General features: G+C 70.5%; 12 protein-coding genes. 2 read left to right on the top strand and 10 right to left on the bottom strand.

Going from position 1 to position 11818, the window contains the following annotated elements; translation table 11 throughout:
- Positions 1–33: 33 nt before the first annotated feature.
- The 4 genes from ACFV9G_RS05750 to ACFV9G_RS05735 form a co-directional block, all read right to left on the bottom strand.
- Positions 34–846, bottom strand: coding sequence for an IclR family transcriptional regulator (locus tag ACFV9G_RS05750; protein ID WP_378725695.1), 813 nt, complete (start codon positions 844–846; stop codon positions 34–36).
- 21 nt (positions 847–867) lie between these two features.
- Complete coding sequence (locus ACFV9G_RS05745) at positions 868–1806, bottom strand: alpha/beta fold hydrolase (protein WP_378725693.1); 939 nt, start codon at positions 1804–1806, stop codon at positions 868–870.
- 111 nt (positions 1807–1917) lie between these two features.
- Positions 1918–3564, bottom strand: coding sequence for a hypothetical protein (locus tag ACFV9G_RS05740; RefSeq protein WP_378725691.1), 1647 nt, complete (start codon positions 3562–3564; stop codon positions 1918–1920).
- A 310-nt stretch (positions 3565–3874) separates the two neighbouring features.
- Positions 3875–4468, bottom strand: a complete 594-nt coding sequence (locus ACFV9G_RS05735; RefSeq protein ID WP_378725690.1) for a TetR/AcrR family transcriptional regulator — start codon at positions 4466–4468, stop codon at positions 3875–3877.
- 95 nt (positions 4469–4563) lie between these two features.
- Between ACFV9G_RS05735 and ACFV9G_RS05730 the strand changes: the two genes are divergently transcribed.
- A complete protein-coding gene (locus ACFV9G_RS05730) occupies positions 4564–5013 on the top strand; it encodes a DoxX family membrane protein (RefSeq protein WP_378725688.1) in 450 nt (149 codons plus the stop codon).
- 9 nt (positions 5014–5022) lie between these two features.
- Here the strand turns inward: ACFV9G_RS05730 and ACFV9G_RS05725 are convergent, their stop codons facing one another.
- Positions 5023–6324, bottom strand: a complete 1302-nt coding sequence (locus ACFV9G_RS05725; protein ID WP_378725686.1) for a hypothetical protein — start codon at positions 6322–6324, stop codon at positions 5023–5025.
- 61 nt (positions 6325–6385) lie between these two features.
- On the opposite strand from ACFV9G_RS05725, the gene ACFV9G_RS05720 reads away from it, so the two are divergent.
- Positions 6386–6988, top strand: a complete 603-nt coding sequence (locus ACFV9G_RS05720) for a TetR/AcrR family transcriptional regulator (protein WP_378725684.1) — start codon at positions 6386–6388, stop codon at positions 6986–6988.
- Positions 6989–7008: 20 nt separating this feature from the next.
- Here ACFV9G_RS05720 and ACFV9G_RS05715 read toward each other — a convergent pair whose 3' ends face one another.
- The 5 genes from ACFV9G_RS05715 to fabG form a co-directional block, all read right to left on the bottom strand.
- Positions 7009–8331 carry an MFS transporter gene (locus tag ACFV9G_RS05715; RefSeq protein WP_378725682.1) on the bottom strand — a complete coding sequence of 441 codons (1323 nt, stop codon included), beginning with the start codon at positions 8329–8331 and terminating at the stop codon, positions 7009–7011.
- A 194-nt stretch (positions 8332–8525) separates the two neighbouring features.
- Complete coding sequence (locus tag ACFV9G_RS05710) at positions 8526–8978, bottom strand: MaoC family dehydratase (protein ID WP_378725680.1); 453 nt, start codon at positions 8976–8978, stop codon at positions 8526–8528.
- Positions 8978–10201: an acetyl-CoA C-acetyltransferase gene (locus ACFV9G_RS05705; RefSeq protein WP_378725678.1), complete on the bottom strand. Its 1224-nt coding sequence runs from the start codon at positions 10199–10201 to the stop codon at positions 8978–8980. Before ACFV9G_RS05705 ends, ACFV9G_RS05710 begins: the two co-directional genes overlap by 1 nt.
- A gap of 13 nt (positions 10202–10214) precedes the next feature.
- A complete protein-coding gene (locus tag ACFV9G_RS05700; protein WP_378725675.1) occupies positions 10215–11063 on the bottom strand; it encodes a MaoC family dehydratase N-terminal domain-containing protein in 849 nt (282 codons plus the stop codon).
- A gap of 17 nt (positions 11064–11080) precedes the next feature.
- A complete protein-coding gene (gene fabG, locus ACFV9G_RS05695; RefSeq protein WP_378725673.1) occupies positions 11081–11818 on the bottom strand; it encodes a 3-oxoacyl-ACP reductase FabG in 738 nt (245 codons plus the stop codon).

Genomic DNA, 11818 nt, shown 5'->3' with positions numbered 1-11818 from the left:
GTCTACATCCGTGGACAAGGTCTCCATATGAAGTCAGGACCAGGTGAGGGAGTTGCGGATCGGCCCCACCACGCGGACGATCCGCTCCGCCGCCTGGCGCAGTGCGGCGATCACCTCGGCCTCGCGCTCGGGGGTGAGCCGGGCGATCGGGATGGAGGCGCTGATCGCGTCCGAGACCGCCTCGTCGTAGTCCAGCGCGACCGCGATGCAGCGCAGCCCGAGGGTGTTCTCCTCGTTGTCGACCGCGTAGCCGCGCAGGCGGGTGGCCTCGAGCTCGGCGGCGAGCGCGCCGCGGTCGGTGAACGTGTGCGGGGTGAGCGGCGTGAGGTCGGCCGGCAGGTGGTCGTCGACCTCCTCCTCGGGCTGCGCGGCCAGGACCGCCTTGCCCAGGGAGGTGGAGTAGGCCGGGAGCCTGCGGCCGACACGGCTGTAGGGGCGCAGGTACTGCGAGGACTCGCGGGTGGCGAGGTAGACCACGTCGGTGCCGTCGAGCCGGCCGAAGTGGAAGGTCTCGTCGAGCTGCTCGCGGAGCTCGACGAGGAACGGGGTCACCTGGGGGAGGTAGGGGTCGGTGTCGAGGTAGCTGGTGCCGGCCAGCAGGGCCCGGATGCCGATGCCGTAGAGCGTGCCGGTCTCGTCGCTGCGTACCCAGCCGTGCTTGGCGAGCGTGCGGAGCAGGGCGTGCAGGCTGCTGCGCGGCACCCCGAGCGCCTCGCTCAGCTCACGCAGCCGCACCGGGCGGTTCTGGCGCGCGGCGAGGAACTCCAGGATCTCCACCGTGCGGGCGGCGGACTTCACCTCGCGCACCCCTCCGGTGGTTGCTTCGGGTGCGGCAGCGTCGTTCATGTCCGCAGGGTAATGCGCTGGCTAGATGCCCGTCCACGTATGAAGATCGTCTTCCGGCTCGGGGCCGGTGCGCAGCCGCTTCTGCCACGCATCGTGGTCCCAGGTGGCGGGTGCGGTGCTGCGCACGAACTGCTCGACGGTCATCACGAACCGGCCGGGGTCGGACCGGAACGGGAAGTGGCCGGCGCCGTGGAACACGTCGAGGGATGCGTACGGCATCGCCAGCCGCGCCTGCCCGGCGTGCCGGAAGGGGACGACGCCATCGCGGTCGCCCCAGATCATGAGCGTCGGGATGTTCTCGACCAGGTAGCTGCGGTCGAGCATCGTGACGACCTGTCCGTGCCAGTCGACGACGGCGCGCAGGGTCCGGGCGAAGGCCTGTCGGGAGCGGGCGTCGGGCAGGGCGTCGATCATCCGGATGAGGTCCAGGGTGTCGACACCGAGGTCGTGGTCGATGCGGCGCAGCAGGGCGAGGGAGGCGGACAACCCGGTCCGCGAGATCGGCAGCCGCAGCAGCTGGAGCAGCTCCGGCGCCAGTGGCAGGGTCGCGAGCCGCAGCCAGGTCGAGACACCCCGCCCGGAGCCGCCGTTGGAGACCAGCACGACCCGCTCGACCAGATGTGGGTACTGGTAGGCGAGCTGCATCGCGACGCCGCCGCCGAGCGAATGGCCGACGAGGGTGACCCGCTCCACGTCCAGCACGGCCAGCAGGTCGCGCATGCCGTTGGCGAACCCGCCGATCGAGTAGTCGGCGCGTGGCTTGTCGGAATCGCCGTGACCGAGCAGGTCGGGAGCGATGACGCGATGGTTCTCGGCGAACAGGGGAAGCACGTCCTCCCATGTGCGCGAGCTGTCGCCGATGCCGTGGATGAACATGATCGCGGAGCCTTCGCCGCCGGTGCGAAAGGCGCGCTTGTATCCGTGGATCACCCGTGACTGCTGCGCTATCGCCCGCGCCATGACTGCACGCTAGCCGCCATCGGTTTCGGGCATGTTGCGGCTGTGCCGCGACGGCGCAGGACAGGGCCGCCCGGTGAACCGGGCGGCCCCTGTGGTTGGGCGGAGTGGGGATCAGGGATCGATCACGATCGTGCAGGTGACGGTGCGTGAGGGCGAGTTGAGCTCGATGCCCTCGTGGGTCACCGTGTCGTCCCATCCAGAGGCGGTGCCGGTGTCCGGCGTGGTGCCGGTGTTCTCGCAGGTCATCGACGTCAGGCTGGTCTCGCCCGAGCCGCCGTCACGGAAGTTGACCTGGATGTCGGCCAACGGCGGGTTGGTGAAGGTCGCGACGGCTGCGCCGGTCGGCTGGTTGTCGTCGCAGTCGGTCCCCGTGACGACCGTGACCGTCTGCGCGCCACCCGGTGCGTCGCCGTAGCCCGGCGGGGGTGACGTCTCGGTCACGTCGTAGTCGCCCAGCGAGAGTCCGGAGACGCAGACCTCGCCGACGTCGGCATCCTCGTCGCCGGCGCCGTTGTCGGTCACACTGGCGCCGTCGTAGGCGAAGACCGCTCCGGCGTTGGTGACCGCCCCACCCTTGGTGCTGTTCTTCAGGATCTTCAGGGCCCCGAGCTGGAGCTGGTTGGTGTAGGTGCAGTCGAGTACGTCGGTGTCGCTGTCGATCGCGAAGGTCACCGTCGCGCCGTTGATGCTCGGTGTGACTCCGGTGCTGGCATTGCAGTTCACGCTGACGAATGCCCAGTCCGGTGGGATCACGTTCTCGACGACCGTGTAGCCGGTGCCGAAGAGCACGGTCTTGCCGTAGTCCTTGACCCCGTCATCCTTGAGCGTGAACGTGTTCGCCGAGGCGGGATCGGTGCCGAACGCCTTCGTGTAGCCGAAGTCGGTCGCGTTGGGGTCCTCGTCCGGGATCGTCTGCTTGCGGATGATCACCTGGCCGCAGTTCTGCAGGTTGATCCCGACAGGTGCCACGAAGTCCTTCAGCTGTGAGGTGAAGGAGTCCGAGGAGCGGCTCTTCAGCATCGCGCTGCCGAACGACGCGCACTTGTTGGGCTGGAACAGGAGCCGCAGGTCGATCTGCGCCTCCCCGAAGGTCCGCGCCTGCTTCGAGCCCGTGGTGATCAGCCCATCGGAGTCCGCGGCCGGGATGGCCGAGGAGTTGATGGTGCCGGCCGCACACGGAGCGCCGCCGCAGGTGGCGGAGGGGGCGTCCAGGTCGGTGGTCGGACCCCAGGCGCTGCCGGTCCACCGGCGAGCGGTGATGTCGGCCCGGGAGCCGCCTTGGTCGATGGCGTACTCGATGAGCAGGTCACCGGCGGTGCGGACGACGTTGGGGCCGGATGCGCACTTGGTGCTGGACTGGTTGAACTCGAAGTCCATCAGTGTCGTGCCGCTCGGATCGCTGACCCGGCTCCAGGCGAGGTTCAGGAACCCGGGATGCGTCCCTGTGCCGGCCTCGCGGTAGACGTGGAAGCTCAGCAGGTCGCTCTTGTTCGGTGGGATCGAGTCGGTCACCGCACCTGGGCAGGAGGTGTCCTCCTTCACGCCGCCGGCGTAGGAGTCGTCCCCGGTGCCGTTGACCTTGTCGGTGGCGCGGACCTCGTTGACGTTGGCCCAGTCGAGCGAAGGGGCCGGGTCGTCGACCTTGAGGTTGGCGTCGACGTCGATCTCGAAGTTGCTACCGGCGAGGCTGGCCTCGGGGTGTGACGCCGCGGCGCCGGTGGAGACGAGTGTCGTGAGTACGAGGGCGGTGGCGCACAACGCCGCCAGCCTCTTGAAGTGCCTCGATTTACTGACGCGAGGCGTGCGTGGGCTCGAAATCGAGCGCATGGCGTGTCCCCTTTCAGAGACCTCGCGGTCGCTGTCTACGTGGTGGGGCGGGGCCCGCTTCCCAGATGCGGGGCTCCGTCGGCGCGTGTGGCTGCGGCCTGGACGGATGTTTGTTTCAGCGGAGGAGGGCGTCGGTCCCGGGGATGCTCGACGCGCGGTCCTCGTTATCTGATCGTTATCCCGCCCGGGGTATCGGCGCATGCCGAAGATCGGGTATCTCCTCGGCCGATGCAACCGTGGATCAGTGCTCGCGGGGCGACGTGGCTCCGTTCGGTTCGCGGAACATCATCGACGCGGCTCCTCGGACGAGTGCTGAGACCTCGTCGGGGGAGTCGGCCTCGATAGCGCCGCTCGCCGCGAGCATCGCGAAGCCGTGCACGAGGGCCCAGGCGCCGAGCTCGGTCACCTCGGGAGGGACCTGGTCGGCATAGGTCGTGGCGAGGCGCGCGGAGCCGCTCAGGCCGGACCAGGTCCGCTCGCGCGGCTCGGCGACGGAGGGGTCCTCGGCGTCGTACAGCTCGGGTCGGAACATGACCTCGAAGTGGGCGCGGTGCTGGAGCCCGAAGCGCACGTACGCGACGCCCAGCTCGGCCATCGACCCGTTCGGAACCGCCTCGAGATCGTCGGCGAGCATCGTGAAGCCCTCGGCCGCGAGGGCGGTGAAGACACCTTCCTTGCTGCCGAAGTGGTGCGCCGGTCCTGCGTGCGAGACCCCGGCCCGGCGGGCCAGGTCGCGGAGGCTGAGGGCCGAGGGTCCGGACTCGGAGATCGCCTCGACGGCGGCGTCGAGGACGGCGCGACGCAGGGCGCCGTGGTGGTAGCGGTCCGCAGGCATGGGACGAGTCTAGGGAGGAAATCTAGTCATTGACAAGATCCGGGTCGTCGCGTCAGTCTTGTCACTGTCAAGTTTCTGGAGGAAGGGAGGAACGCATGGCTCCGCTGCTGATCCTGTCGATCGTCACCATCGTCGTCCGCGTCGCCGGGCTGGGTGGGGAGAGGTCATGGGCGCGCGCCCTGCGGTACGGGCTCGCCGCGATGTTCACGGCCACGGGCGTCGCCCACTTCGTGGGGATGCGGGACGAGCTGATCGCCATGGTGCCGCCGGCACTGCCCGAGCCCGGGCTGCTGGTGACGGTCACCGGCGTGCTCGAGCTCCTGGGTGCCGCCGGGCTGGTGTGGCGGCGTACGACCCGGGCGGCCGTGATCGCGCTCGGGCTGATGCTGGTCGCGATGTTCCCCGCGAACGTGTACGCCGCGACCCACGGCCTCACCGGCGAGTGGCTCGACCACCTGGTGCCGCGCACGATCCTGCAGATCGTCTTCCTCGCCGCGACCGCGGTCGTCGCACGTGGCCACCCGTGGCGCGGCCCGGCCGGCTGAGGCCCGGTCTCAGGCCATCGATCCGTGCGCCTCGGTCATCGCCTCGTCGACGCCATAGGTCGCGAGCCGCTTGCGCAGCACCCGGAGGGTGTAGGCGTCGAACGGCGCGTGGAACCGGCCGGAGCAGGCGCGGGTGACCAGGACGTAGCGGCCGAGGACGAAGGGCGCGGTCGCGGCGACGAGGGCACGGTCCAGCCGACCGAGATCGACCCCCATCGTGCCGCTGCCGCGGCCGAAGGCCTGGGTGAAGAAGGTCTTGCTCCAGGCGAGCTCGACGCGGTCGGCGACCCGGTCGTAGGGCGTCCGTCCCGGGCGGAGATAGGCCGCGAGCGTGGAGCGCACCAGCTCCCCGCAGGTGGCGTCGTCGAAGTCGTGCCGCAGCGTCGCCGCCCGGGCGTGGAAGACCCGGACGATCCCCTCGGGGTCGGCGGGGAGGAGGTCCTCGGGCAGCCCCATGAGGAAGCAGCGGTAGCGGACGAACTCGTGGATCGCCCGCTCGCGGGCGGTCCACTCCGTGCGGCCCTGGCGCACCGCGGCCGTGGCCAGGATGTAGATCGGGATCATGCCGGCGGGCATCTGGTCGACCTGCGGGACGGGGACGCCGTAGACCTGCTGGTCCCACTTCGCCGACCGCTTGAGCGCGTTGTAGCGGACGACGGAGTGCATCAGGCGTACGTGTGCGGTGGTCTCGAAGCCGACGCCGAAGCGGTCGAGGGCGCCCGGCAGGGTGGTCACGGCGAAGAAGCTGCTCGTCTCGATGACGCGCCGCGCCGCCCGCTTGTCGGAGAGCGCGCCGGTCAGGGCCATCGGCAGGGCGGCGTAGGTGTTGATGAAGGTGGCGAGGAACGCGCCACGGATGATGAACGGCGCGAACAGCGCCGCGCTGACCCGGGAGTGCCGCGCGCCCTCCTCGACCAGGTCCATGTCGAGCCAGTCCGGCACGACCTCCATGGACGCGATGAACCTCCGCAGTTCCTCGGGCGCGTCCGGGACGGCCTCGACGCCCTCGCGGCAGGCGGTGGACAGCATCCGGATCAGGCCCTTCATGCCGTGGTCGTCGACCAGGGCTGCGTACGGGTCGGCGACGACGTCGCCGAGCATCGTCGCGGCGTGCATCAGCTCGACGACCTTCTCGTCGGCGAGCAGGCCGGCGCGGTCGTCGACGCCACGGGGCAGCGAGGACCGTACGTCCAGGTCGGTGGTGAAGCGGTAGGGCGTCGCGGACAGGTCGACGTCGCCGTACATGTGCGGCTGGAGGATGGCCTGGGAGCGGACCCGCTCGGCCAGCTCGGGGTAGTGGGTCGTCGTCATCACCATCAACTTTCAGTCTGTTAGTTCCTATCTGACAGGTTGAAAGTTAGGCTGTCAAGCAATGAGTGCCACAGCCACCCGCAAGCGCATGACCGGCCAGGACCGCCGCGAGCAGATCCTCGACGTCCTGCTCACGATCGTCGACGCCGAGGGGTTCCATGCCGCCACGCCCAACCGGGTCGCGGAGGAGGCCGGTGTGACCCGGCCCGTGCTCTACCAGCAGTTCGGCGACATGGCCGGGCTCTACGTCGCCCTCGTCGACCGCGAGTTCGCCCGTGCCGGGAAGCAGTTCGCCGCCGGGGTCGCCGCGCTGGACCTGTCGGACCCCTCGACCGTCTTCGTGGGGACCTTCCGGGTGGCGCTCGACTCGATCGCGGAGTCGCGGGCGACCTGGCGGCTGTTCCTGTTCCCGCCGCAGGGGGCGCCGCCGGCGCTGCACGCCCGGCTGGAGGAGTCCGAGGCCGTCGTGCGCGCCTTCCTCCGGCAGGGGCTGGAGTCGGTCTTCCCGAGCACCCCAGACCCGGAGCTGGTGGCCCGTCTGCTGCACGCGTCGGGACGGGAGCTGCTCAGGATGCGGCTCGAGGATCCGGCCGAGGCGACCGAGGAACGCCTGATCGCCCTCGTCGAGCACCAGGTGGGGCTCCGCCTCGCGGCGCTCGACTGAAGGCGATCAGGCGTCAGGGGTCAGCGCGCGGCGGGAACCGCCGCGGGCTCGTCGGCCGCCGCCTCGGCGGTCTTGCGGCCGAGCAGAGCGCGGGAGCAGAACAGCGAGATCACGGTGGTCACGACGCCGAAGGCGACCGGCACCACGATGCTGCCCGACGTGTCGAGGAGCCACTGCAGGATCATCGGCGTGGTCCCGCACAGGGCGCCGGAGAGGCCGTAGGTGACCGAGATGCCGGTGTAGCGGACCCGCGCCGGGAAGGCCTGGGCCAGCATGCCGGCCATGATCGCGTAGAACATCACGTCGGGGATGGTGGCCAGCACCGCGCCGATCATCGCCAGCGTCCAGTTGCCGGTGCTCATCAGCACGAACATCAGCGCGAGCGCCGGGATCTCGAGGCCGAGCAGGACGGTGACCAGGGTGCGCGGGTTCCAGCGGGTGGCGAGCACCGCGCCGAACGGCTGCACGAAGAACTGCACGAGGCTGGCGATCAGGATGATGGTCAGGAAGGAGTCCTTCCCGAAGCCGAGGTGGGTGGTGGCCCAGGAGAGCGCGAAGGTGTCGCGGGCGTAGACGACCACGAAGACGCACAGGATGCCGAAGACGCCGAGGGTCAGCTCGCGGGAGTTGCTCCGGAACAGCTCGATCACCGGCACCCGGACGACCTCGTTGCGCTCCTGGAGGTCCTTCATCGCCGGTGACTCCTCGAGGCTGAGCCTGATCACGAGCCCGACCACGACCAGCGCGGCCGACGCCAGGAACGGCAGTCGCCAGGCCCATTCGAGAAGGGCGTCGTCGGGGAGCAGGCCGGTGACGGCGAGGAAGCTGAGGGTGGCCAGGATCCGGCCGGCGGGGGAGCCCTGCTGGGCGAAGGCGCCGAACAGGAAGCCGCGGTCGGGACGGGTGTGCTCGGTCGCGATCAGCACCGCGCCGCCCCACTCACCGCCGACGGCGAGGCCCTGCAGCAGCCGGAGGATGATCAGCAGCACCGGCGCCGCGGCGCCGATGGCTGCGTGCGTCGGCAGCAGGCCGACGCCGACCGTGGTGACGCCCATGAGCAGCAGGGTCAGGATCAAGGAGCGCTTGCGGCCGATCCGGTCACCGAGGTGGCCGAAGACCACGCCGCCGAGCGGCCGGGTCAGGAACCCGACGGCGAACGTCGCGAAGGAGAGCAGGGTCGCAACCGCGGGCTCGGCGTTGCTGAAGAACAGTGGCCCGAAGACCAGAGCGGACGCGGTGCCGTAGATGTAGAAGTCGTACCACTCAATGGTGGTGCCGACGAACGCGGCGATGCCCGCCTTGCGGGCCATCCGTTCGTCGGGGACGCGCGTTGACTGGGTCATGGGGACTGCTCCTCCGGGGATTGTGTGTCGTCACGCACCGGGCTGTGTGACCGCGTTCACACTAAGAACGATCGCCATTGCACGTCCAACACCAAATGTAGATGGCATTGATATCGCTTGTGGGCCTAATCGGGCTCCGGGCATGCCGAAGCCGCCGATCGTCCGCAGGGACGACCGGCGGCACTCGTGAGGCGTCAGGGAAGGACCAGGGTGATGCTCTCCGCGACGCAGACCGGTCGCTCGGCCCCTTCCGCCTCGACGGTCCAGGCGACCAGCACCTGGGTCCCGGCCGGGACCGCCCGGACCTCCTTGATCCGCGGCGTGGCCCGGATCTTCGTGCCGACCTGGACCGGTGCGGGGAAGCGCACCTTCTCCAGGCCGTAGTTGAGCCGGGCCGAGCCGGCCGCGATCGTGTAGAGCTGGGTGGAGAAGCCGGGCAGCATCGACAGGGTGAGGTAGCCGTGCGCGATGGTGCCGCCGAAGGACGAGGCGGTGGCTCGCTCGACGTCGACGTGGATCCATTGCTGGTCACCGGTGAGCTCCGCGAAGCGGTCCACGCGTTCCTGGGTGATCTGCACCCAGTCCGTGGCGCCGAGCTCCTCGCCGACAGCGGCCTCGATCGCCGCGATCGAGGTGAACGTACGCATCAGGCGATCCGCTCGAAGACGGCGGCGAGGCCCTGGCCGCCGCCGATGCACATGGTCTCGAGGCCGTAGCGGGCCTCGCGGCGGTGCAGCTCGCGGGCGAGCGTGCCGAGCATCCGTACGCCGGTGGCGCCGACGGGGTGGCCCAGCGAGATGCCGGAGCCGTGGACGTTGGTGCGCTCGAGGTCCTCGTCGGTGAACTTCCACTCGCGCATCACCGCCAGCGCCTGGGCGGCGAAGGCCTCGTTGAGCTCGATGACGTCGATGTCGGCCATCGTCAGGCCGGCCTTGGCGAGGGCCGCCTCCGTGGCGGGGACGGGTCCGATGCCCATCACGTCAGGACGTACGCCGGCAGCGGCCCAGGACACCAGCCGGACCAGCGGCCGCAGGCCGAGCTGCTCGGCCACCTCGGCGGTGGTGACCAGGCACATCGCGGCGGCGTCGTTCTGGCCGCTGGCGTTGCCGGCGGTGACGGTCGCCTCGGGGTCGGAGGAGCCGAGGATCGGACGCAGCCTCGCGAGCGACTCCATCGTGGTGTCGGCGCGGGGGTGCTCGTCGGTGTCGACGACGACATCGCCCTTCCGCGACGGCACGGTGACCGGCACGATCTCGTCGGCGAAGACACCGCTCTGCTGGGCGGCGACGGCGCGCTGGTGGGAGCTGACGGCGAGCCGGTCCTGCTCCTCGCGGCCGATGGAGTATTCGCGCCGCAGGTTCTCGGCGGTCTCGAGCATGCCGCCGGGCACCGGGTGGAAGCGGCCGCCGGGGGTCTGGCGGCCACGGGTGAGGCCGTCGTGGATCTGCACGCCGCTGCGCGCGCCGCCCCAGCGCATGTCGAGAGAGTAGAAGGCGACGTTGCTCATCGACTCCGCGCCGCCGGCGACCACGATCTCGCTGGCGCCGGAGGCCACCTGCATGACCGCGTTGGCGACGGCCTGCAGCCCGGAGCCGCAGCGACGGTCGACCTGCTGGCCGCCGACGGTGACCGGGAGCCCGGCGTCGAGCCCGACCACGCGGCCGATCGCCGGTGCCTCGGCGTTGGGGTAGCAGTGGCCGAGGATGACGTCGTCGATCCGCTCCGGGTCGATGCCGGTGCGGGCGAGCAGGCCCTGCAGCGCGGTGACGCCGAGATCGACCGGGCTCAGGTCCTTGAAGACGCCGCCGTAGCGGCCGATCGGGGTGCGGACGGGCTCGCAGATGACCACGTCGCGGGAGGTGTCGTTCATGGGTGGATGCCTTTCAGGGGGTTGCGGTCGCCAGCTCGGCCCTCAGGCCGGCCAGCGCGGTGCCGTCGGGGCGCCGCAGCGCCACCTCGGCCGTGTCTGGGGTGGGCGCGTCGATCCGCACGTGTGCGGGATCGCCGCAGAACAGCGGTGCGGTGTTGCGATGCCGTAGGCGGCGAACGACCCGGTCGGGGTGGGCCAGCCGGATCGCCTCGGCGAGCACCAGGGTCGAGAGCGGGCCGTGCACGACCAGCCCGGGATAGCCCTCGACCCGGGTGGCGTAGGGCCAGTCGTAGTGGATCCGGTGCGGGTTGGCGCTCGCCGCGCTGAACCGCATCAGCAGCGTCGGGTCGGTGACGAAGCGCCAGCCGTCGTCCTCGGACACCAGCGGTGGCCCGGCGGGGTCGACGACTGCGGACTCGGGGTCCGGGAACGACGAAGGCGCCGGTGCGGCGTCGCGGTAGATCAGGTCCTGCCGTTCCTCCACGAGCAGGTCGTCGCGCTCGGCGTCGACCAGGCGGGTGAGCACCTTGACGACCGCCAGCCGGCCGCTGCGGCCGTCCTTCTCCTCGACGGAGACGACCTCGGACTCGCGGACGACCTCGGCACCGACCCGCAGGTCGCTGTGGAAGGTCACCTCGCCGCCGGCGAACATCCGCCGGGGCAGTTCGATCGGGGGCAGGAAGTCGCCGCGGCGCGGGTGGCCGTCGACGCCGATGACCGACGACACCGGCCAGCGCGGGAGCGCGACCCAGTGCCACAGCGGCGGGAGTAGGTCGCCGGCGGCCGGCACCGGAGTGCCGCTGTCGAGGAGCGCACCGAGGGCGGCGACCGGACCCGCGTCGAGGGTCTCGGTCGACGTCACCCGCCGCGGCCGCCAGGTCACATGAACCTTCCGCCGGTCACCTCGGCGACCGTTCCGGTCATGTAGGAGGAGAGCGAGGAGGCGTAGAAGAGGGCGACGTTGGCGATCTCGGCCGGTTCACCGGCGCGGCCCATCGGGATCTCGGCCATCTTCTCGTCCCAGATCCGCTGCGGCATCGCCTCGGTCATCGCGGAGCGGATCAGGCCGGGCTGGATCGCGTTGACCCGGACGCCGTGGTGGGCCATCTCCTTGGCCGCGGCCTTGGTCAGCCCGACGATGCCGGCCTTCGCGGCGGAGTAGTTGGTCTGCCCGACCATGCCGACCTTGCCGGAGATCGAGGAGATGTTCACGATCGCGCCGGACTTCTGCTCGCGCATCCGGGCGGCGGCGAGCCGGGTGCCGTGCCAGCAGCCCTTCAGGTGCACCGCGATGACCTGGTCGAACTGGTCCTCGGTCATCTTCCGCATGGTCGCGTCGCGGGTGATGCCCGCGTTGTTGATGACGATGTCGAGCGAGCCGTACGTCGCGACCGCGGTCTCCAGAGCGCGCTCCACGTCCTCGCCGCTGACCACGTCGCAGGCGATCCCGGTGGCCACGTCCGGGCCCAGCTCCTTGGCCGCTGCCTCGGCAGCGGCGCCGTCCAGGTCGGCGAGGATCACGCGTGCCCCCTCCGCCACGAAGCGTTCGGCGACGGCGAGGCCGATGCCCTGCGCGCCCCCGGTGATCACCGCGGTCTTGTTCTCGAGAAGTGCCAT

The sequence above is a fragment of the Nocardioides sp. NPDC059952 genome, from assembly GCF_042730435.1.
Lineage (GTDB): Bacteria > Actinomycetota > Actinomycetes > Propionibacteriales > Nocardioidaceae > Nocardioides.
Note: the sequence above shows the minus strand (reverse complement) of the source record. Positions and strands in the feature narration are given on the sequence as shown.

What these genes read in the sequence shown, in the direction of transcription:
- ACFV9G_RS05735 (WP_378725690.1), bottom strand. Translation starts at nt 4,468, where the DNA reads ATGCCTGCGGACCGCTACCACCACGGCGCCCTGCGTCGCGCCGTCCTC.
- ACFV9G_RS05725 (WP_378725686.1), bottom strand. Translation starts at nt 6,324, where the DNA reads ATGACGACGACCCACTACCCCGAGCTGGCCGAGCGGGTCCGCTCCCAG.
- ACFV9G_RS05705 (WP_378725678.1), bottom strand. Translation starts at nt 10,201, where the DNA reads ATGAACGACACCTCCCGCGACGTGGTCATCTGCGAGCCCGTCCGCACC.
- ACFV9G_RS05745 (WP_378725693.1), bottom strand. Translation starts at nt 1,806, where the DNA reads ATGGCGCGGGCGATAGCGCAGCAGTCACGGGTGATCCACGGATACAAG.
- ACFV9G_RS05720 (WP_378725684.1), top strand. Translation starts at nt 6,386, where the DNA reads ATGAGTGCCACAGCCACCCGCAAGCGCATGACCGGCCAGGACCGCCGC.
- ACFV9G_RS05730 (WP_378725688.1), top strand. Translation starts at nt 4,564, where the DNA reads ATGGCTCCGCTGCTGATCCTGTCGATCGTCACCATCGTCGTCCGCGTC.
- fabG (WP_378725673.1), bottom strand. Translation starts at nt 11,818, where the DNA reads ATGGCACTTCTCGAGAACAAGACCGCGGTGATCACCGGGGGCGCGCAG.
- ACFV9G_RS05750 (WP_378725695.1), bottom strand. Translation starts at nt 846, where the DNA reads ATGAACGACGCTGCCGCACCCGAAGCAACCACCGGAGGGGTGCGCGAG.
- ACFV9G_RS05710 (WP_378725680.1), bottom strand. Translation starts at nt 8,978, where the DNA reads ATGCGTACGTTCACCTCGATCGCGGCGATCGAGGCCGCTGTCGGCGAG.
- ACFV9G_RS05715 (WP_378725682.1), bottom strand. Translation starts at nt 8,331, where the DNA reads ATGACCCAGTCAACGCGCGTCCCCGACGAACGGATGGCCCGCAAGGCG.